Raw genomic sequence first — 18996 nt, 5'->3', positions numbered from 1 at the left:
ACGTCCATCGCATCAGATCGAGACTCCCATGAAGTGCTCACTCCCGTTGCTGTTGTTGTCGTTTGGCATGATGCCCGCGTTCGCCGCGGACATCCCCGGCGGCGGCATCAGCGCCGACAACCTGTCGAAGCACGTGGAAGTGCTGGCTTCGGATGAGTTCGAGGGCCGCGCGCCGGCGACACCGGGCGAGACGAAGACGATCGCCTACATCGTCGACGCCTTGAAGAAGGCCGGTGTCCAACCCGGTGGCGAACAAGGTGGATGGACGCAGGCCGTGCCGCTGGTGCGGGCGCAGGTCGACGGCCCGGTGACGGCGACCCTGCGTGCACAGGGTCGGTCGCGCACGCTGGCCAACGGCGAGGACCTCGTTCTGCAGAGCCTCAGTCCGGTGTCGGAGGTCGCGCTGGAGGACGCGCCGCTGGTGTTCGTCGGGTATGGCGTGCATGCGCCTGAGCGGCAATGGGACGATTACAAGGGCGTCGATCTCAAGGGCAAGGTCGCGGTGGTGCTGATCAACGATCCGGACTACGAGACCCCGCAACCGGGTGTCTTCGATGGTCGCGCGGTGACCTATTACGGCCGCTGGACCTACAAGTACGAGGAACTCGCGCGCCAGGGTGCGGTGGGCGTGCTGATCGTGCACGAGACGGCGCCCGCCGCGTACGGCTGGTCCACGGTGCGGGCGTCGGGCCTGTCGCCGGTGTTCGATATCCCGCGCGAGGACGCCGCTCGCTACCACACGCGCGTACGCGGCTGGATGCAGCGCAGTCTGGCCGAGTCGCTGTTTACCGGCGCGGGCCTGGATTTCGAAGCAGAGAAGCGGCGCGCGCAGACTGCGGCGTTCGTGCCGGTCCCGCTGGGTGACGCGACGCTGTCCGCGGCGTTCAAGGTCAAGCGCGACGAAGTGGTATCGCACAATGTCATCGGCCGGATCGAGGGCGCGCAGCGTCCGGACGAAACCGTCATCTACTCCGCGCACTGGGATGCGTACGGCATCGGTGCGCCGGATGCGCAGGGCGATGGCATCCGCCACGGCGCCATCGACAACGCCACGGGTGTGGCGGCGGTGATCGAACTGGCGCGCGTGTTCGCCGCCGGCCCCCGCCCGCAGCGCACGCTGCTGTTCATGGCGCTGACCGCGGAAGAAAAGGGCCTGCAGGGCGCGACCTACTACGCCGCGCACCCGCTGGCGCCGCTGGAGAAGACCGCGGCCGTGCTCAATATCGAGATGCTGAGTCCGGACGGTCCCAACCACGACATTGCGTCATGGGGCAACGGCCGCGTGTCGCTGGAGAGCGACCTGAAGCGTGTGGCGGAGGCGAACGGGCGCCGCTACTCGCCCGACCCCAATCTGGAAGCGGGCTTTTTCTACCGCGCCGATCATTTCGCATTCGCGCGTGCCGGCGTGCCCGCCATCACCATCGGTGCGGGATTGGACCGTGTCGAAGGCGGCATCGACAGCGGCAAGGCGCTGCGCGATGCGTACTTCGCCAAGTGCTACCACCAGCCCTGCGATGCGTGGACGAAGGCATGGGACGCGACGGGCCAGGCGCAGGATGTGGGATTGCTCTACTTCCTGGGCCGCGAGATCGCGGATGGTGCTGCATGGCCGAGCTGGCGGGAAGGATCGGAGTTCAAGGCCGTGCGCGAGCGCAGCGAGACTGAACGCAAATAGCGGCGCTGGCGCACGCCGTTCATGGTCGTGCCCGCGCTATGCTGCCGCTTCCTCCTGCAACACCGGTCCTTCCGTGGCGCCTCTTCATGCACTGGTCTACCAGAGCCACGCGACGCGCCCGATGGACGCGTCGGACCTTGATGTCCTGTTGCTGGATGCGCGCGTCAACAACGAACTCGCGAACGTCACCGGCGCGCTGATCTACGGCAACCAGCAGTTCGTGCAGTACCTTGAAGGCACGCGCGCGGATGTCGAGCAGATCTATGCGCGGATCACCCGCGCCAGCCAGCACCATCGGCTGGAGATCCTGGAGCAGGGCAGGGTGGAGGCGCGTCGTTTCCAGCGATGGCACATGGGCTTTTCGGAAGCGCCGCGAAGTGTCGTGCAGCAGCTGAGCCAGGCGCAGTGGCAGCGCGATGCGCCCTGGCTGGAGGACGACATTGCGTCGTCGGTGGGGCTGGCACGCCTGCTGGCATTCTGGAAAGACGACGCAGCGCTCGCGCGCTGAGACTTCAGGGCCAGCGGTTCGGCTTCGCCCGCGTGCTGCCTTCGTTCATCGGCACTACGCAGAAGCGGTGGCCGGTAGGCGCTTCCATCACCCACCAGCGGTTGCGCACGTGCTGCACGCGCTTCGCGCCGAGCGCTTCCAGCCGCGCGACTTCGGCCTCGATGTCGTCGGTTTCGATGTCCAGGTGCACGCGCGCTTCGTGCTTCACCTTCTGCACTTCGATATGCAGGCCGCCCGGACCCGGTTCGAACTTGTCGTAGATGCCCAGATCGCCGTCATCCGGATCGGTGACCTTCAGCCCGAGGGCGGCGCTCCAGAACGCGGACGCCGCGGGCAGGTCGTCGACCTGGCTGTCGATGATGAAACCGGCGAGACGGCTGCGGTGGGCCATGGCGGATTACCGGGTGATGGGCGACGGCGCCATCCTGCCACCGTTCGCGGTCAGGCGTCGTCCGCGACCGGCGTGCCGAACTGCAGCAGGTAGCCGTTGTTGTCGTAGACGGCGAACTCGCGCATGCCGTAGGCGAAGGTCTCGGGCGTGTAGCAGATGCGGGCGCGGTCGCGCACGGCGTCCCAGAGTGCGTCGACGTCGGCCACTTCCAGGTACAGCGAGCCGGTGAATCCCGGCGCGGTGTCGCCCTCGTGGTCGTTCAGTCCGGACAGCATCAGTCCGGCGCCGTCGCGGCGCAGGGCCAGCCAGCCGTGTTCCGGCGCGCCCGAAGCAACTTCGAAGCCCAGCACGTCGCGATAGAACGCGAGCGTGCCGGGCAGGTCCGGCGTCCGCAGCATCGGCGTCAGCCGGCGGAAGCTCATGCCGGCAGGGCGAGGTCGTCGATCAGGGCCTTGAGGAAGCGCGCCGCCTCGCCGCCAGTGCAGGCGCGGTGGTCGAAGGTCACCGACAGCGGGATGATCTTGTGCGACTCGAAGCCGCCCATCACCGGCGTGACCTGGTGGCGCGCGCGGCCCGCGGCGACGATGGCCACGCACGGCGGCACCACCACGGGCGTGGCGTAGCGGCCGGCGAACATGCCGAAGTTCGACAGCGAGATCGTGTAGCCGGTCAGTTCCGATGGCGGGATGCTACGGTCTTCCACCTGCGCACGCAGGCGGTTGATGCTTTCGCGCACACCGCCGGCTTCCAGCAGGTCGGCGTTGCGCAGCGCCGGCACGAACAGACCATCGTCGGTATCCACGGCAATGCCGATGTCCACATGCGGGTGCAGCGTGCGGGTCAGCTTGTCGCCGTCGAACCACGCGTTCATCGCCGGCACCGCCTTGCAAGCGCGGACAATGGCGCGGACGAGGCGGCCAGTGACGTCGTTGCCGGGCGTCCAGGCATGGATATCCGCGTCGTCGCTCAGCGTGGTCGGCACGACCTTCGCATGCGCGTCGGCCATCACGCGCGCCATGTTGCGGCGCACGCCCTTCAGTTGCTCGGGCTGGCCGCTGACGGAGACGCCCGGCGGCTGCGTGCGCATCGGCTTGCCGCTGGCGGACAGCGTGGTGCGCTGCGCAGTCGCGATCGGCGCAGGCGCGGGAGCGGAGACGCTGCGCGCGGCCGGCGGCGCAGCGCTGCTGCCGCCACGCGCGGAGACGTCCGCGGCGGCCTGCTTCACGTCCTGCATCGTCACCGCGCCGTCGGCGCCGGTGGCGCGAACGCGTGCCAGGTCGACACCCAGTTTCTTCGCCATCGCGCGCACGGCCGGCATCGCCTTGACGCCGCCGACGGCGACCGCCTGCTCGGTGTGGATCGCATTGGAGGACTGCATCGCGCCGACCACGGTGCCGGCGTCTGCTTCCTCATCGCTGGGTGCGGCGTCAGTCGCGGTCGAGGCGGCATCGGGTGCAGGGTTCGCGACTGACGTCGCTCCCACAGAAGCGGGCTTCGGCGGACCGTGGTGGTGGCCGGTGTCCTGGCCTTCCGCGCGCTGCGGCAGGCTGGCGTCGGGTTCGAACACCGCCAGCATGCTGCCGGTGACGACGACATCACCCGCGGCGCCGGCCAGTTTCACGACCTTGCCGGAGACGGGCGACGGGACTTCGACGACAGCCTTCGCCGTTTCCATCGAGACCAGCGGCTCGTCCAGCCGGATCACGTCGCCTTCCTTGACGAACCACTCGACGATGGTGGCGTCCGGGAGGCCTTCGCCCAGGTCGGGAAGGTGGAAGGTCTTGCTCTCGCTCATGCGGATGTCTCTTCGGAAGTCGTTTCGTTGATCGGTTGCAGGTCGCGCGCCGGCAGCCAGCCGCTGCGGCCGTCCGCATGCGTGCACCACCACCAGTCGCCCAGTTCGTGGAGCAGGGCGACGGTCTCGCCGGCCTGCACGTCGAGTTCCTGCGCGGAATAGTCGCGCAGGGCGATGGCGCGACCGTCGTCCTGCGGTTGCAGCCAGTCCACCGGCGCCCAGCCGGCGTTGCCGTCGGCGGTGGTGGTCCAGGCGAATGCCGGCCACTCGGTGTCGCGTGCGCCGAGCGCAACCACGTCGCCGCGCGCGAACCGGATCGGGTTCGCGTACTGCGTGCGGTAGTCGCGGACGGCGTGGGCGTGCATCAGCCGGCCGCCATCGCCCGCTTCGCTGCCGCGACGATCTTGTCGACGCTCGGCAGGTACTTCATTTCCAGGCGGAACAGCGGGATGTGGGTGTCGTAGCCGGTGACGCGCTCGACCGGGGCCAGCAGGTCGTACATCGAGTGCTCGGCCAGGCGCGCGGAGATCTCGGCACCAAAGCCGGCGGTGCGCGGCGCTTCGTGCACGATCACGCAGCGGCCGGTCTTGGCGACCGATTCGGCGATGGTGTCGAAGTCGAGCGGGCGCAGCGTGGCGACGTCGATGACTTCCGCGCTGATGCCTTCGCCGGCCAGCTTGTCGGCGGCCTCCAGCGCTTCCTTCACCTGCGCGCCCCAAGTCACCAGGGTCACGTCGGTGCCGTCGCGCAGCACGAAGCACACGTCCAGCGGCAGCGCTTCGCCGTCGTCGGCGACCACTTCCTTGTACTGGCGGTAGATGCGCTTGGGTTCCATGTAGATGACCGGGTCCGGATCGCGGATCGCGGCCAACAGCAGACCGTAGGCGCGCTGCGGCGAGGACGGCATCACCACGCGCAGGCCGGGCACGTTGGTGAAAATGGCCTCATTCGCTTCGCTGTGGTGTTCCGGCGCACGGATGCCGCCGCCCCACGGCACGCGCAGCACCATCGGGCAGTGCAGGCGCCCGCGTGTGCGAGTACGCAGGCGGGCCGCGTGACAGATGATGTGGTCGACCATCGGATAGACGAAGCCATCGAACTGCGCTTCGGCGACCGGCTTCATGCCCTGCGCGGCCAGGCCGATGGTCAGGCCGGCGATGGTGGTCTCGTCCAGCGGCGTGTCCAGCACGCGCTCAGGACCGAACTTCTGCTGCAGGCCGGCGGTGGCGCGGAACACGCCGCCGTTCACGCCCACGTCCTCGCCCAGCACCAGCACGGACTCGTCGTGCGCGATCTCCCAGGCCAGCGCCTGGGTGATCGCTTCGATCAGGGTGATCGCGGTCGGGGTGGCCACGGTCCCGGCGTTCTGTGTCTTCGCCACGGTCTTGTTCTCCATCACGGCGCTCATGCCCGGCCCTCCGCGGCCAGCGCGGCGGCGCGCTGCTGCAGCAGTTCCGGCGGCGGATCGGCGTACAGGTAGTCGAACATCGCTTCGACCGGCTGCACCGGCGTATTGAGGTAGGCATTGACCTCCTCGTCGACCAGCGCGCCGCATTCTTCCTTCCACGCGGCCTCGTCGGCCTCGCTCCACGCGCCCTGCGCGGTCAACCAGGTGCGCAGGCGTGTCATCGGTTCGCGCTCCCAGCCGGCCTTCACCTCGGCATCGTCGCGGTAGCGGCGGGCGTCATCGGCGGTGGTGTGGTCGGACAGGCGGTAGGTGACGAATTCGATCACCGTGCCGCCCTGGCCCTTGCGGGCGCGCTCGCTGGCGCGGCGCATGCCGTCCAGCACGGCGATCAGGTCGTTGCCGTCGACCTGCAGGCAGTGCAGGCCGCCGGCCAGGCCCTTCTGCGCCAGCGTCTGCGCGCCGGTCTGCGCACTGCGCGGCACCGAGATGGCCCAGCCGTTGTTGATCACGCCCAGCACCAGCGGTAATTCGTAGGCGCCGGCGGAATTCAGTGCGGCGTAGAAGTCGGTCTTCGACGATCCACCGTCGCCGCAGGTGCTCACCGCGATATGCGACTGCTTGCGCAGCTTGAACGACAGGGCGGCGCCGGCCGCGTGCAGGCACTGCGTCGAGATCGGCACGCAGAACGGGAAGTCGTTGCGCGCGTCGCTGGCGCGGTCGTAGTCGCTGCCGCGTTCGTCGCCGCCCCAGTACATCAGCACGTCGCGCGGCTTCACCCCGCGCATGAACATGGCACCGTACTCGCGGTAGCTGGGGGCGTAGACGTCGCCGGTGCGCATCGACGCGCCGATGCCGACATGGGTGGCCTCGTGGCCCAGGCAGCTGGCGTAGGTGCCCAGCTTGCCGGTGCGCTGCAGGGCGATGGCCTTGGTGTCGAAGGTGCGGACGAACAGCATCTGCTTGAACAGCTCGCGCAGGCGGGCGACATCGCGCCCGGCCTCGGGCAGGTCGTCGCGCACCAGGGTGCCGTCGGGGCCCAGGTACTGGAGGTATTCGATTTCGAAGCTTGCGGCGGTGGTCATCTGGACGGTGTTCTCGTCGGCCGGCGGAATTGGTTTCAAATGTAATTTTAGGGACTGCGCTCGCGACTGCCGTCGTGCATTGCAGCAAGACGAGGGCGCATGGCGCGCGTCGTCGGGCGAAAACGGTGCGGAAACAGGCGGTTGCCGCGTGTCGTTCGGTGTCAGTCCGCCTGCCGCTCGGGGTGGGCTGGACGTGTCGTGCGTCCCATCATGCGCGAACGGCGCCCCGGAACGACAAGGGGCGCGGTTGCCCGCGCCCCTGTCGACCCCACGATGTCGCGAAAGTTCAGCGGATGCGCTGGACCAGGCGGTCGTGGTTGTTGCCGGTGTTCGGGTCCGGCGTGTCGCTGCTGACCGTCGCTTCGAACTCGAACGAGGTGCCGCGCTTCGGCTTGCCGGGCACGACCATCGCGAAGGCCAGCGTCTGCACGCTCTTCGGCATGGCGCCGCGGCGGGTGCATTCGGCCTTTGAGCCGTCGGCGGTGTCCTGCACGCGGGTGCACGACCAGCCGCTCGGCGCGGCGACGGCGGCGTAGCGGGCGTCCACGTTGCTGGTCAGCACCACCTTGACCTGCTCGGCGGTGTCCGGACCGGTATTGCGGACCGGCACCAGGAGGGTGGCGATGGTGTTGCGCAGCAGCGGCAGCGCACCGCCGGCCAGCTTCACCGACAGGTCGGCCTTGCGGGTCGGCAGGGCGGCGACGGCCACGGACACCGACGCGGCGTTGTCGCCGTTGGCCGGGTCGAGCACGGTGGAGTTGGCCGACACACCGAGGCCCAGCGTGGTGCCGGAGGCACTGGCCGGGACGACCGCGTCGATCGCGAATGTCGCCTCGCTGCCCACCGCCAGCGACGGCACGGTGCAGGCCACGCGGGTGGTGCCGCCGGTGACCTCGGGCGCCGCGCAGCTCCAGCCGGCGGGCAGCGTCGTCAGCGACGGCGACAGTTCCGCCGAGAACACGAAGGCGAACGCTGCCGGCGAGGCCGCGCCCGGACCGGCGTTGTGGACCGTCGCGGTGTAGCGCACGGTCTCGCCGACATTGGCGGTGGCACGGTCGACCGAGACCGTCGCCGACAGGTCGGCGCGGGCGAACGACGGCACGCGGATGGTCAGGCGCACCGGGTCGTGGTCGGACGAACGCACGGCCAGCGAGGCATCACCGAAGTTGTCGACGCCGAAGTCCGCGTTGATGCGCGCATGGTCCACGCGCAGTGTCGCGTCCATCACCAGCGCTTCGTTGACCAGCACGTGGTCCAGCGTCTGCGCATTGCCCTCGAACGAATACGAGTAGCGCTGCGCCGGGTCGGCAATCAGCTGCGAGCCGTCGACCAGCGGCGTGGTCAGCGGGCTGGCCATGTACGTCAGCACCTGGTCTTCCGCCGCCGCGTCGCCCTTGATGATGCCCAGCACGTCGACGTAGCCGTCGTTGAACTCGAACGCGTTGAAGTCGCCGACCAGCACGATCTTCTCGTCCGGGTTCGCCTGCTGCATCTCCTGCACCAGCTGGGCCAGGTAGACCGCCTGGGCGCCGCGCTTGACCCGCACGCGCTCGCCGCCGGTGGCCCAACCGCTGCTGCCCGGCAGGGTGTCGTTGATGTCGTTGAGCGAACGCAGGTGGTTGACGATGACCGTCAGCGGATAGCTCGACGTCGCATCCTGGTGCACGCGGGCGCGCAGGCGCAGCGGCGGACGGTCGTTGAGCAGGCTGGTGGTGCCGTTCGGGTTGGCGATGGTGGTTTCCTTGCCGAACTGCGCGACATCCAGCACCTCGACACGGGCCACGCCGGCGGCGGTCTGGCGCGAACTGACCAGGAAGCCGACGTTGATGCCGCCGACGTCGTTGCCCGACTGCAGGTACGGCACGTAGCCCGGACGCGCCGCGCAGGTGGCGTCGATGCGCTCGGACAGCAGCTGCAGCACGCGCAGGTTCTCCACTTCCACCGCACCCACGATGTCCGGGGCCTTCAGGTAGTCGCAGATCGCCAGCGCCGCCTTCGACAGGCGCTTGTCCAGCGCTTCCGGCGTCAGCGTCACCGCGCCGTTGCTGTCGTTGACCTCGTCGAACAGGCGCAACAAGTTGAAGCTGCCGATGGTGACTTCGTCGTAGCTCGCGTCGTTGACGGCTTCGGGCAGGCGGCCACCGGTGACGGTCGGCGGCGTGGCCACGTCGGGCAGAAGCGCCCAGGTGCCGGCGAAGTAGTCGAGCACGCCGATCAGGCCCGCGACTTCCGCACCGGTGTCGACCGAGAGCGGCACGGCACCCACCTGGCCACGGCTGCGCACCATCAGGCGTTCCTGGTTGGTGTCGAAGCGCGGCGGGTTCTTGCCGGCCGGCAGGGTGATGGCATCCATCACGGCGATGCCGGGTTCGCGGAACGGACGCGCCACGCCGGGCAGGGCGACATGGAATACGCCATCGCTGCTGGAGGTGGCGTTGGCCTCGCTGAGGCTGCCGCCGGACGGCGCGATGACCACGGACTGCGCCACGCTGACGCGCATGCCTTCGAACCGCTCCAGCGTGCCGGGCAGGGCGTCGGGGCCCAGTTCGGCGGCGGTCAGTTCGATCGCGGCGGGCAGGGCGACGCTGGTTTCCAGCACTTCGACGGTCGGGGTGACGATCTCGGTGATCGCCAGTTGGTGCGGATTCGACGACGGCGTGTATTCCTCGACCGTGCCAGTCACGCGCACGCGTGTGCCGACCGCGGCGGTCGCCGGCGGGGCACTGCTGGTGAACACGAACACGGCGTCGGACGTGGTCGGGTCGCCGTCGTCGTTGGCGGCCTGCAGGAAGAAGCCGTTGTTGAACTTGATGGCGGTGACGATGCCTTCGGTCACCACGCGCTTGCCGTTGTATGCCGACAACAGGCCGCTGCCCTGGATCTGCGCGATGGTCAGGGCCACCGGCGGATCGGGCGGTTCCGGCGGCTCGGCGCCGCTGTTGCGCGGATTCGGCGTACCGACCGCGAAGTCGGCGCCGTTGTTGTTGGTGTCGATGCTGCCGTCGCCGCCCCGCAGCGCGGCGGTGGTGTTGCTGAGCGTGCCGGTCGGCGCGCTGCCTTCGAAGCAGTTGGCGGCGCTGCCGAAGCCGACGAAGTCGACCACGTTCGCATCGGTGAGCGGGCAGGCGCCGGTCAGGGCCGTGGTGCTGCGACTCAGGGCGACCTTGCCGGCGGTACCCGCCATGGCGATGGTGCCGACCGCGTCCGGCGTGGGCAGGTCGACCGTGCCGCCGGCGCCCTGCGCCTGCTGGATCAGGTAGAAGCCGCCGGCCGGAATGCTGCCGCTGAGGTTGGTGCGGCCGCCCCAACTGTTGCCCGCGGAGGAGGCGTATTGGATGCTCCAGCCGCTCAGGTCGACCGCGGTGGGTCCGTTGTTGCGCAGCTCGATGAAGTCATGTCTCAGCGTGGCGCCGCTGTTGCCGCCGCCGCCGTAGACCTGGCTGATGACCACCTGCGCCTGCGCCGACGTGGCGGCGAAGAGCAAGGCGAATGACGCGAGCACGGCCGCAACGCGGCCCCGTGGCATTTCCATGTAACGGGTTCTCCCTCAGTGGAATGGACGCCGCCCCCTGTCGGAGGCGATGCCGCCCCCGGCCGACGCAATGTAACCAAAGCGTGGGCTACACGCATTTCATCGGCATGACATAAGTGCCGGATTTCATTCGGCTTGTCCGGGGTGCCGGCCGCCATCGGTTACGCTGGCGCCCCCGCTGCCCCCGTGGCGCACCGGTTGACCGACGGATGACCGTAGAGAAGAACGAACGCCCGCTGGAAGCCGGCATCCACACCGACCTGTCGGGCCGCCTGAGCTACGGGGGTTACCTGCAGTTGGATCGCTTGCTGTCGGCGCAGCACCCGGTATCGGACCCGCCGCACCACGACGAGATGCTGTTCATCGTGCAGCACCAGGTCTCGGAGCTGTGGATGAAGCTGATGATCCACGAGCTGCGTGCGGCCACGGGCTTCCTGCAGCGCGACCAGGTCTGGCAGTGCCGCAAGGTGTTGGCGCGCGCGAAGCAGGTGCTGCGCCAGCTGACCGAACAGTGGTCGGTGCTGGAGACGCTGACGCCGTCCGAATACATGGGCTTCCGCGACCTGCTGGGGCCGTCGTCCGGCTTCCAGTCGCTGCAGTACCGCACCATCGAGTTCCTGCTGGGCAACAAGAACGCCGCGATGCTGAAGGTGTTCTCGCACGATCCGGAAGGCCATGCCGGCCTGGAGGCCGTGCTCGATGCGCCCAGCCTCTACGACGAGTTCCTGATGTACCTCGCGCGCTGGGGCCACGCGATCCCGGCGCAGCACCTGCAGCGCGACTGGCGGCAGTCGCATGCCGCAGATGCCGCGCTGCTGCCGGTGTTCGAGGCGATCTACGAAGACACGGACCGCTACTGGCGCGAGTACTCGCTGTGCGAGGACCTGGTGGACCTGGAAAGCCAGTTCCAGCTGTGGCGCTTCCGCCACATGCGCACGGTGATGCGCATCATCGGCTTCAAGCGCGGCACCGGCGGTTCCAGCGGCGTGGGCTTCCTGCGGCAGGCGCTGGAGCTGACGTTCTTCCCGGAACTGTTCGACGTACGCACCTCGATCGGTCCCGGTCGCTGAAGACCCTCGCATCGTCATCGCATCGCGACGACGATGCGGGTGCGATATCGCCATCGTCGGACCGTCTGGCGGCCGCACGCTGTTAGCATGCGGGAACCGCCACGACAGGAAACGACCGCACGATGACTGACGTCCGTCCGGAGCACGCCCCGCGCAGCCTCGCCACCCGCCTGCTTGACCTGGTCGAACGGACCGGCAACCGCTTACCCGATCCCGCCGCGCTGTTCCTGCTGCTGATGCTGTTGGTCTGGGGCCTGTCCTGGCTGCTGTCGGGCGTGGAATTCGAAGCGATCAACCCCACCACGGGTGAGCCCATCCGGATCGTCAACCTGCTGGCGGGCGACTCGCTGACCGCCTTCATGGCCAACATGTACAAGGTGTTCATGGCGTTCGCGCCGCTGGGCGTGGTGCTGACGGCGATGCTCGGTCTCGGCGTGGCCGAGCACACCGGTTACATCAACGCGGCGCTGCGGCGCATGTTGTCGGTCACGCCGAAATCGCTGCTGACGCCGGCGCTGGTCGCCGTCGCTGTGCTGAGCCACGTCGCCGTCGATGCGGGCTACGTGCTGGTGATCCCGCTCGGCGGGGTGATCTTCTACGCGGCAGGCCGGCACCCGCTGGCCGGCATCGCGGCCGCGTTCTGCGGCGTGTCCGGCGGATTCTCGGCGACGCTGCTGGTGCCGTCCTCGCTCGACCCGCTGCTGGCGAGCTTCACCCAGGAAGCCGGACGCATCATCGATCCCGCGCTGGTGGTGAATCCGCTCAACAACTGGATCTTCACCACGGTCTCCAGTGCGCTGATCATCGCGATCGGCTGGTTCGTCACCGACCGCATCATCGAGCCGCGCCTGGCGCGGACGATGGTGGATGGCGATACGAAGGACCTGCCGAAGATGGAGCCGCTGACCGCCGGCGAACGCCGCGGCCTGCTGTGGGCGACGTTGTCCATGCTGGCTGCGCTGGCGCTGTTCGCGCTCAGCCTGTGGCCGGAGACCTCGCCGTGGCGCGCGCCGGCGGACACGCCCGCGGTGCTGGCCGGCGGCAACACGCTGCTGGTCGCGCAGGCGCCGGTGATGCAGTCGATCGTGGCGCTGATCTTCATCCTGTTCCTGATCCCGGGCGTGGTCTATGGCTATGTCGCCGGCACGGTGAAGACGCATCGTGATGTCATCGCGGCGATGACCAAAGCGATGGGCGGCATGGCGTACTACATCGTCATCGCCTTCTTCATCGCGCAGTTCCTGGCCGGATTCAACGGCTCTGGCTTGGGCACGCTGATGGCGGTGGAGGGGGCGGATCTGCTGAAGGCGCTGGGCCTGCCGATGTGGCTGACGTTGATCGGCCTGATCGCGATGACCGGCATCGTCAACCTGTTCATCGGGTCGGCGTCGGCCAAGTGGGCGCTGCTGGCGCCGATCATGGTGCCGCTGATGATGCAGTTGGGCGTGTCCCCGGACCTGACCCAGGCGGCCTACCGCGTGGGCGATTCGATGACCACGATCATCACGCCGCTGATGCCGTACTTCCCGCTGATCGTGGTGTTCTGCCAGCGCTACGTGAAAGCGGCCGGCATCGGCACGCTGGCGTCGCTGATGCTCCCGTACTCGGTCGCCCTGTCGCTCCTGTGGACCCTGCTGCTGCTCGCGTTCTGGGGCCTAGGCATCCCGCTGGGCATCGGTGCGCGCTACGACTACGTGCCGGCCTGAGGGTCCGGGCTGCCGGGAAAACCTTTTCCCGGCAAGGGCTTGCGCGTCTGAACAGGGCGGGCGGGCCCGGTGGTGGCGTGAAGGCTCGGATTGACGCGCCCGGGCCGGTCGGTAATCCTCGCCCGTCCCCTGCGGTTGCAGGGGAAACCGAAATCCTGAACTACTTTTTTAGGGGGGAGCCCGCATGAGCGGAGCCGTCGAGTCACCAACGCCGGAACGGATACCGGAATTCAAGCAGGTCCTGGGTCATCCGCGTCCGCTGTGGATGCTCTTCATGTCGGAGTTCTGGGAGCGCTTCGCGTTCTACGGCATCCGCTGGGCGATGGTGCTGTACATCGTCGCGCAGTTCCACGGTGGCGATGCGGCCGGCGAGAAGCCCGCCAGCGAGATGTACGGTGCCTACCTGGCGCTGGTGTATGCCGGTGCCATTTTCGGCGGTTACGTGGCCGACAAGCTGATCGGCTTCCAGCGTTCGATCCTGCTCGGCGCGGTGTTCATGGCGCTGGGCCTGTTCCTGCTGGCCTCGCCGACCGAGCCGCTGTTCAAGCTGGGCCTGGCCACGATCATCGTGGGCAACGGCCTGTTCAAGCCGATCATCTCCACGATGGTGGGCAAGCTGTACTTCCAGGGCGATGCCCGTCGCGATGCCGGTTTCACCATCTTCTACATGGGCATCAATATCGGCGCGATGATCGCCCCGGTGATCACCGGCTGGCTGGCGCGCAAGATCTTCGGCACCAATGAGGACCCGCATTACCAGTGGGTGTTCATCTCGGCCGGCATCGGCATGATCGTCAGCCTGGTGTGGTTCTGGATGGGTCGCGGCCAGCTGAAGGGCATCGGCCTGCCGGCACCGGGACAGGAAGGCCTGGGCCGTGTCGGCCTGGTCGCGCTGCTCGGCCTGGTGGTCGGCATTCCGCTGTTCTACTTCCTGCTGACCATCGATGCCAGCGCGCTGCAGGCGATCCTGATGGCGCTGTTCGTCGTGCCGGCGGTGATGCTGCTGATCGAGGGCGCCCGCAACGGCAAGGTCGCGCGCGACATGGTCGTGGCGATGCTGATCATCTTCGTGTTCAACGTGCTGTTCTGGATGTTCTTCGAGCAGGCCGGCAGCTCGTTCACCTTCCTCGCCGACAAGATCGTCAACCGCGACTTCGGCGACTGGGTGTTCCCGCTGGAGTGGTTCCAGTCGGTGAACTCGATCGCCATCATCACGCTGGCGCCGATCATGGCGTGGATGTGGGTGCGGATGGGCAAGAACAATCCGTCGATCCCGCGCAAGTTCGGCCTCGGCCTGATCTTCAACGGCCTGGCCTTCCTGCTGCTGATGATCGCGCTGAACAGCATGGTCGACGGCAGCGGCAAGATCCCGTTCTGGACGCTGTTCATGGTCTACGTCATCCAGTCCGTCGGTGAGCTCTGCCTGTCGCCGATCGGCCTGTCCATGACGACCAAGCTGGCGCCGGCCCGTCTGGCCGGCATGGCGATGGGTTGCTGGTTCCTGTCGATCGCGATCGGCAACAACCTGGCCGGCATCTTCGCCGGACACGTCAGCGGTACCGGTGGCATGACCGTGCAGTCCGCGCATTCGGGCTACACCTTCGGCTTCTGGGCGCTGGTCGGCTCGGGCGTGCTGTTGTTCCTGATCGCGCCGCTGGTCAACCGCCTGATGCACGGCGTGAAGTGATCCCCGCCGACCCGGTATCCGCCGGGTCGTCAGGAAAAAGAACGGCGGCCATCGGCCGCCGTTCTTCGTTTCCGGGACGGAAAGGCCTCAGCCTTCGATGCGCTTGACGCCTTCCCCGGCCAGCTTGTCGATCAGCTGATCGAGCATGGTGCGCTCTTCCTCGGTCAACGGCTCCAGCATGCGCTGGTGGTACTCGATGACCATCGGGGCGACCTCGTCGTAGACCCGGAAGCCCTCATCGGTCAGCGCCAGCACCGAGCGGCGGCGGTCGTCGCCGTGGATTTCGCGCTGGATCAGGGCCCGCTCAAGCAGACGGGCCACCGCCCGGCTGACTGCCACCTTGTCCATCGCGGTGCGGTTGGCGACCTCGCCCGCCGACAGGCCCGGGAAGCGGCCCAGCACCGCCATGACCCGCCATTCGGTGATGGCCAGGCCGAAACGGCGGTGGTATTCGCGGGAAATCGCGCTGCTGATACGGTTGGACAGCACGCTCAACCGGTAGGAAAACAGGCGGTCGAGGTCGAAATCGGCGTGGACGGCGGGGCTGGCTGGCTGGCTCATGCTGCACTGCTGCTTGTAGTTGGTTTCGGCTGAAACTATAAAATGGGATAAATCCCGGCAAGCCTAGCGAGGCGCCCCATGACCGCACAACCCAATCTGGGCATGCAGCCCACGACCTTCGACAATCCCATGGGCATCGACGGGTTCGAATTCGTCGAATTCGCCGCCCCGCAGGGCCAGGCGCACCTGCTGCACGACTACTTCCGCAAGCTGGGCTTCGTGCAGGTCGCGCGCCACAAGACGCGCGCGATCAGCACCTACCGCCAGGGCGACTGCACCTTCCTTATCAACGAGGATCCGGATTCGTTCGCCGCCCGCTTCGCCGCCCAACACGGCCCCAGCGCCTGCGGTTTCGCGATTCGAGTAAAGAAGCTGGCCGAATGGGCGCGCGTGCAGGCGCTGAAGAACGGTGCCGAATCCTTCGACGCCGCCGACGAACTGACCAAGGCGGTCGCCGCGCCGGTCATCAAGGGCATCGGCGACTGCATGCTGTACATCGTCGACCGCTACGACGGCGAGGGCACGATCCACGATCCGGATTACGAATACCTGCCCGGCGTGGACCTGATGCCGACCGGCTTCGGCCTGACCTTCATCGACCACCTGACCCACAACCTCTACCACGGCAACATGGCCAAGTGGGCGGACTACTACGAGCGGCTGTTCAACTTCCGCGAGATCCGCTACTTCGACATCAAGGGCGCCAAGACCGGCCTGCTGTCGAAGGCGATGACCGCGCCGGATGGCATGGTGCGCATCCCGCTCAACGAGTCGAGCGACCCGAAGAGCCAGATCAACGAATACCTCGATGCCTACAAGGGCGAGGGCATCCAGCACATCGCCTGCTTCACCGACGACATCTACACCACGGTCGAGCGCATGCGCGAAGCGGGCGTGGAATTCCTCGATACGCCGGAGACCTATTTCGACGTGATCGACCAGCGCATTCCCAACCACGGCGAGGATGTCGCGCGCCTGGCACGCAACAAGATCCTGATCGACGCCGACGTGGAGACCAAGGAGCGCAAGCTGCTGCAGATCTTCACCCAGAACGCGCTGGGCCCGATCTTCTTCGAGATCATCCAGCGCAAGGGCAACGAAGGCTTCGGCGAAGGCAACTTCCAGGCGCTGTTCGAGAGCATCGAGCGCGACCAGATGAAGCGCGGGGTTCTCTGACGATGCGAGAGCCCCTCTCCCGACGGGAGAGGGGTTGGGGTGAGGGTACGGTGGTGTCATGGACATCAAGCCGCCATTACCTACCACCACGCTTGAGAACTCGCGCCGTTTGCGCAGGACAATGACGGATGCGGAGCTAAAACTCTGGAAGGTATTGCGCGGGCGAGGACTCGAAGGACTTAAATTCCGTCGTCAGCATCCGATTCCACCGTACATCGCCGATTTCTGCTGTATCGACAAGAAACTGATCATAGAGCTGGATGGATCACAGCACGCTGCGTCGTCGGATGCGACCCGCACCCGAGTCCTGTGTTCAAAAGGTTGGACCATCCTTCGCTTCTGGGATCATGATGTATTGAGAGCGACAGGGGCTGTAGTCGAGGCGATCTGGAACGCCGCATGTGGACCGTACCCTCACCCCAACCCCTCTCCCGGTGGGAGAGGGGCTCAAGCGATAAGCGAGTGCGATGATGACTAGCGACAATTACCAGACCGGCTTCGGCAACCACTTCGCCAGCGAGGCGATCCCCGGCACGCTGCCGGAGGGCCGCAACTCGCCGCAGCGCGTCGCGCACGGGCTGTATGCGGAACAGCTGAGCGGCACGGCGTTCACTGCGCCACGCGCGGAAAACCGGCGCAGCTGGCTGTACCGCATCCGTCCGGCGGCGATGCACGGGCCGTTCGCGCCGTACGCGCAGCATCGGCTGCACAGCGACTTCAACGCGGGTCCGGTGTCGCCGGACCAGATGCGCTGGTCGCCGCTGCCGATGCCGGAAGTGCCGACGGACTTCGTTGATGGCCTGTACACGATGGCCGGCAACGGTTCGCCCGATGCGATGCATGGCGTGGGCATTCACCTGTATGCCGCCAACCGGTCGATGCAGGGGCGCTATTTCTACGACGCCGATGGCGAGCTGCTGATCGTCCCGCAACAGGGCAGCCTGCGCATTGCGACGGAGTTCGGCGTGATCGAGATCGAGCCGCAACAGATCGCGGTCATCCCCCGTGGCGTGCGCTTCCAGGTCGAGCTGCCGGACGGCGAAGCGCGTGGCTATGTCTGCGAGAACTTCGGCTCTGCGCTGCGTCTGCCGGACCTGGGGCCGATCGGCTCCAACGGCCTGGCCAACCCGCGTGATTTCGAGACGCCCGTGGCAGCGTACGATGACGTGGAGGGCGGGTTCGAACTGATCGCCAAGTTCCAGGGCCACCTCTGGCGCGCCGATATCGGCCATTCGCCGCTGGACGTGGTCGGCTGGCACGGCAACTACGCGCCGTACCGCTACGACCTGCGCCGCTTCAATACGATCGGCTCGATCAGCTTCGACCATCCCGATCCGTCGATCTTCCTCGTGCTGACCTCACCGAGCGATACGCCGGGTGTGGGCAACATGGATTTCGTGATCTTCCCGCCGCGCTGGCTGGTGGCGCAGGACACGTTCCGGCCGCCGTGGTTCCACCGCAACATCGCCAGCGAGTTCATGGGCCTGATCCATGGCGTGTACGACGCCAAGGCCGAAGGCTTCGCACCGGGCGGCGCCTCACTGCACAACTGCATGACCGGGCACGGACCGGATGCGGCGACGTTCGAGAAGGCGTCGAACGCCGACCTGTCGAAGCCCGACGTCATCACCGGCACGATGGCTTTCATGTTCGAGACACGGGCGGTGATCCGCCCGACACGGCAGGCCATCGAGGCGCCGCACCGGCAGCGCGACTACCAGGCCTGCTGGGCGGGGCTGCGCAAGCACTTCACTCCGGAAGACTGAGCCGGTTCAGGGCAACGCGCTTTCCATGCGCGCATCGAGCAGGCGTTGCAGGTCGTCGGGTGGCAGCGCCTCGAACAGGCGCTCGCGGATGCGTCCGGCGAGCGTGGCGGCGACGCGGCCTTCCAGGAACCGCAGCGCATCGGCGAGCGCGTCGAGCATCGCGTCGTCGTCCAGCCGCGCCAGCAGTCGCTCGCGATGCTTGCGCGCGCTTTCATCCCGCTGCAACTCCAGCATGCCGGACAGATAGACCTTGGCGGCCACCAGCGATCGTCGCGGTCCGGCCGGCGCCGCGTTCGTGGTGATAGGGGGCATCGACGCGGCTGCCGCCGCCGCAGAAGGTGCCGGCGCGCTACCCGCGATGATCAGGTAGCCCGCCTTCACCAGGCCCTGCACCAGAATGGGGGCGTCCTGGCCCAGCAGGCGTACCAGCTCCGCGATGTCGCGCTGCCCGTCGCAGAGGATCAGCGCGCGCCGCTCGCGCATGCCGAGCACGCCCGTGTGGGCTTGCAGGGTCTGGCGGGCAAGGTCGGTCTTCGACGGGCGCATGGGGAAGGGCAATGAGGCCGCGTGCAGGCTAGCGGCGCGCGATGAAGTGCCGATGACAGCGCTTCATCGCGGTGACTTAACGCGCCGCCGCTA

Annotated in this window: 17 protein-coding genes; 8 read left to right on the top strand and 9 right to left on the bottom strand. The window is 67.6% G+C overall.

Features of this window, described 5'->3' with window-relative positions; translation table 11 throughout:
• Positions 1-70 precede the first annotated feature (70 nt).
• Positions 71-1675 (top strand): M28 family metallopeptidase, encoded by a 1605-nt coding sequence (locus IB230_RS07850; RefSeq protein ID WP_192271391.1) that lies wholly within the window; start codon positions 71-73, stop codon positions 1673-1675.
• 73 nt (positions 1676-1748) lie between these two features.
• Positions 1749-2183 (top strand): BLUF domain-containing protein, encoded by a 435-nt coding sequence (locus tag IB230_RS07845; protein ID WP_192270668.1) that lies wholly within the window; start codon positions 1749-1751, stop codon positions 2181-2183.
• A gap of 4 nt (positions 2184-2187) precedes the next feature.
• Here the strand turns inward: IB230_RS07845 and IB230_RS07840 are convergent, their stop codons facing one another.
• From IB230_RS07840 to IB230_RS07810, 7 genes are all read right to left on the bottom strand, one after another.
• Positions 2188-2574: a VOC family protein gene (locus IB230_RS07840; RefSeq protein ID WP_192270666.1), complete on the bottom strand. Its 387-nt coding sequence runs from the start codon at positions 2572-2574 to the stop codon at positions 2188-2190.
• 50 nt (positions 2575-2624) lie between these two features.
• Positions 2625-2996 (bottom strand): VOC family protein, encoded by a 372-nt coding sequence (locus IB230_RS07835; RefSeq protein ID WP_225589256.1) that lies wholly within the window; start codon positions 2994-2996, stop codon positions 2625-2627.
• Positions 2993-4369, bottom strand: a complete 1377-nt coding sequence (locus IB230_RS07830) for a dihydrolipoamide acetyltransferase family protein (RefSeq protein WP_192270664.1) — start codon at positions 4367-4369, stop codon at positions 2993-2995. Before IB230_RS07830 ends, IB230_RS07835 begins: the two co-directional genes overlap by 4 nt.
• Positions 4366-4734: an SH3 domain-containing protein gene (locus tag IB230_RS07825; protein WP_192270662.1), complete on the bottom strand. Its 369-nt coding sequence runs from the start codon at positions 4732-4734 to the stop codon at positions 4366-4368. The genes IB230_RS07830 and IB230_RS07825 overlap by 4 nt, the downstream gene beginning before the upstream one ends.
• Positions 4734-5765 (bottom strand): alpha-ketoacid dehydrogenase subunit beta, encoded by a 1032-nt coding sequence (locus tag IB230_RS07820; protein ID WP_192271387.1) that lies wholly within the window; start codon positions 5763-5765, stop codon positions 4734-4736. Before IB230_RS07820 ends, IB230_RS07825 begins: the two co-directional genes overlap by 1 nt.
• Positions 5766-5773: 8 nt before the next feature.
• The gene (gene pdhA, locus IB230_RS07815) at positions 5774-6859 is read right to left on the bottom strand and encodes a pyruvate dehydrogenase (acetyl-transferring) E1 component subunit alpha (RefSeq protein WP_192270660.1); all 1086 of its coding nucleotides are present in this window, start codon (positions 6857-6859) and stop codon (positions 5774-5776) included.
• 286 nt (positions 6860-7145) lie between these two features.
• Positions 7146-10391, bottom strand: a complete 3246-nt coding sequence (locus tag IB230_RS07810; RefSeq protein ID WP_192270658.1) for a lamin tail domain-containing protein — start codon at positions 10389-10391, stop codon at positions 7146-7148.
• Between the two features lie 209 nt (positions 10392-10600).
• Between IB230_RS07810 and IB230_RS07805 the strand changes: the two genes are divergently transcribed.
• From IB230_RS07805 to IB230_RS07795, 3 genes are all read left to right on the top strand, one after another.
• A complete protein-coding gene (locus IB230_RS07805; RefSeq protein ID WP_192270656.1) occupies positions 10601-11461 on the top strand; it encodes a tryptophan 2,3-dioxygenase family protein in 861 nt (286 codons plus the stop codon).
• Positions 11462-11583: 122 nt separating this feature from the next.
• Entirely contained in the window at positions 11584-13167 is a 1584-nt protein-coding gene (locus tag IB230_RS07800) for an AbgT family transporter (RefSeq protein ID WP_192270655.1), read from the top strand.
• A gap of 184 nt (positions 13168-13351) precedes the next feature.
• A complete protein-coding gene (locus tag IB230_RS07795) occupies positions 13352-14854 on the top strand; it encodes an oligopeptide:H+ symporter (RefSeq protein WP_192270653.1) in 1503 nt (500 codons plus the stop codon).
• A gap of 87 nt (positions 14855-14941) precedes the next feature.
• Here IB230_RS07795 and IB230_RS07790 read toward each other — a convergent pair whose 3' ends face one another.
• Complete coding sequence (locus IB230_RS07790) at positions 14942-15415, bottom strand: MarR family transcriptional regulator (protein WP_192270651.1); 474 nt, start codon at positions 15413-15415, stop codon at positions 14942-14944.
• A gap of 78 nt (positions 15416-15493) precedes the next feature.
• On the opposite strand from IB230_RS07790, the gene hppD reads away from it, so the two are divergent.
• From hppD to hmgA, 3 genes are read left to right on the top strand one after another with little or no spacing between them, the layout of a single operon-like run.
• Positions 15494-16591, top strand: a complete 1098-nt coding sequence (gene hppD, locus IB230_RS07785; protein ID WP_192270649.1) for a 4-hydroxyphenylpyruvate dioxygenase — start codon at positions 15494-15496, stop codon at positions 16589-16591.
• A gap of 58 nt (positions 16592-16649) precedes the next feature.
• On the top strand, positions 16650-17069 hold the full coding sequence (locus IB230_RS07780) for an endonuclease domain-containing protein (RefSeq protein ID WP_192270647.1): 420 nt from the start codon (positions 16650-16652) through the stop codon (positions 17067-17069).
• Positions 17059-18357, top strand: coding sequence for a homogentisate 1,2-dioxygenase (gene hmgA, locus IB230_RS07775; protein WP_192270645.1), 1299 nt, complete (start codon positions 17059-17061; stop codon positions 18355-18357). Before IB230_RS07780 ends, hmgA begins: the two co-directional genes overlap by 11 nt.
• A 6-nt stretch (positions 18358-18363) precedes the next feature.
• Here hmgA and IB230_RS07770 read toward each other — a convergent pair whose 3' ends face one another.
• Complete coding sequence (locus tag IB230_RS07770; protein ID WP_192270643.1) at positions 18364-18903, bottom strand: hypothetical protein; 540 nt, start codon at positions 18901-18903, stop codon at positions 18364-18366.
• Positions 18904-18996: the final 93 nt, after the last annotated feature.

It is taken from the genome of Pseudoxanthomonas sp. PXM01 (assembly GCF_014851815.1).
Lineage (GTDB): Bacteria > Pseudomonadota > Gammaproteobacteria > Xanthomonadales > Xanthomonadaceae > Pseudoxanthomonas_A.
Note: the sequence above shows the minus strand (reverse complement) of the source record. Positions and strands in the feature narration are given on the sequence as shown.

Excerpts from the sequence above, each read along its gene's own strand:
- IB230_RS07850 (WP_192271391.1), top strand. The coding sequence starts at position 71 with ATGCCCGCGTTCGCCGCGGACATCCCCGGCGGCGGCATCAGCGCCGAC.
- IB230_RS07840 (WP_192270666.1), bottom strand. The coding sequence starts at position 2,574 with ATGGCCCACCGCAGCCGTCTCGCCGGTTTCATCATCGACAGCCAGGTC.
- IB230_RS07835 (WP_225589256.1), bottom strand. The coding sequence starts at position 2,996 with ATGAGCTTCCGCCGGCTGACGCCGATGCTGCGGACGCCGGACCTGCCC.
- IB230_RS07830 (WP_192270664.1), bottom strand. The coding sequence starts at position 4,369 with ATGAGCGAGAGCAAGACCTTCCACCTTCCCGACCTGGGCGAAGGCCTC.
- IB230_RS07825 (WP_192270662.1), bottom strand. The coding sequence starts at position 4,734 with ATGCACGCCCACGCCGTCCGCGACTACCGCACGCAGTACGCGAACCCG.
- IB230_RS07820 (WP_192271387.1), bottom strand. The coding sequence starts at position 5,765 with ATGGAGAACAAGACCGTGGCGAAGACACAGAACGCCGGGACCGTGGCC.
- pdhA (WP_192270660.1), bottom strand. The coding sequence starts at position 6,859 with ATGACCACCGCCGCAAGCTTCGAAATCGAATACCTCCAGTACCTGGGC.
- IB230_RS07810 (WP_192270658.1), bottom strand. The coding sequence starts at position 10,391 with ATGGAAATGCCACGGGGCCGCGTTGCGGCCGTGCTCGCGTCATTCGCC.
- IB230_RS07805 (WP_192270656.1), top strand. The coding sequence starts at position 10,601 with ATGACCGTAGAGAAGAACGAACGCCCGCTGGAAGCCGGCATCCACACC.
- IB230_RS07800 (WP_192270655.1), top strand. The coding sequence starts at position 11,584 with ATGACTGACGTCCGTCCGGAGCACGCCCCGCGCAGCCTCGCCACCCGC.
- IB230_RS07795 (WP_192270653.1), top strand. The coding sequence starts at position 13,352 with ATGAGCGGAGCCGTCGAGTCACCAACGCCGGAACGGATACCGGAATTC.
- IB230_RS07790 (WP_192270651.1), bottom strand. The coding sequence starts at position 15,415 with ATGAGCCAGCCAGCCAGCCCCGCCGTCCACGCCGATTTCGACCTCGAC.
- hppD (WP_192270649.1), top strand. The coding sequence starts at position 15,494 with ATGACCGCACAACCCAATCTGGGCATGCAGCCCACGACCTTCGACAAT.
- IB230_RS07780 (WP_192270647.1), top strand. The coding sequence starts at position 16,650 with ATGGACATCAAGCCGCCATTACCTACCACCACGCTTGAGAACTCGCGC.
- hmgA (WP_192270645.1), top strand. The coding sequence starts at position 17,059 with ATGATGACTAGCGACAATTACCAGACCGGCTTCGGCAACCACTTCGCC.
- IB230_RS07770 (WP_192270643.1), bottom strand. The coding sequence starts at position 18,903 with ATGCGCCCGTCGAAGACCGACCTTGCCCGCCAGACCCTGCAAGCCCAC.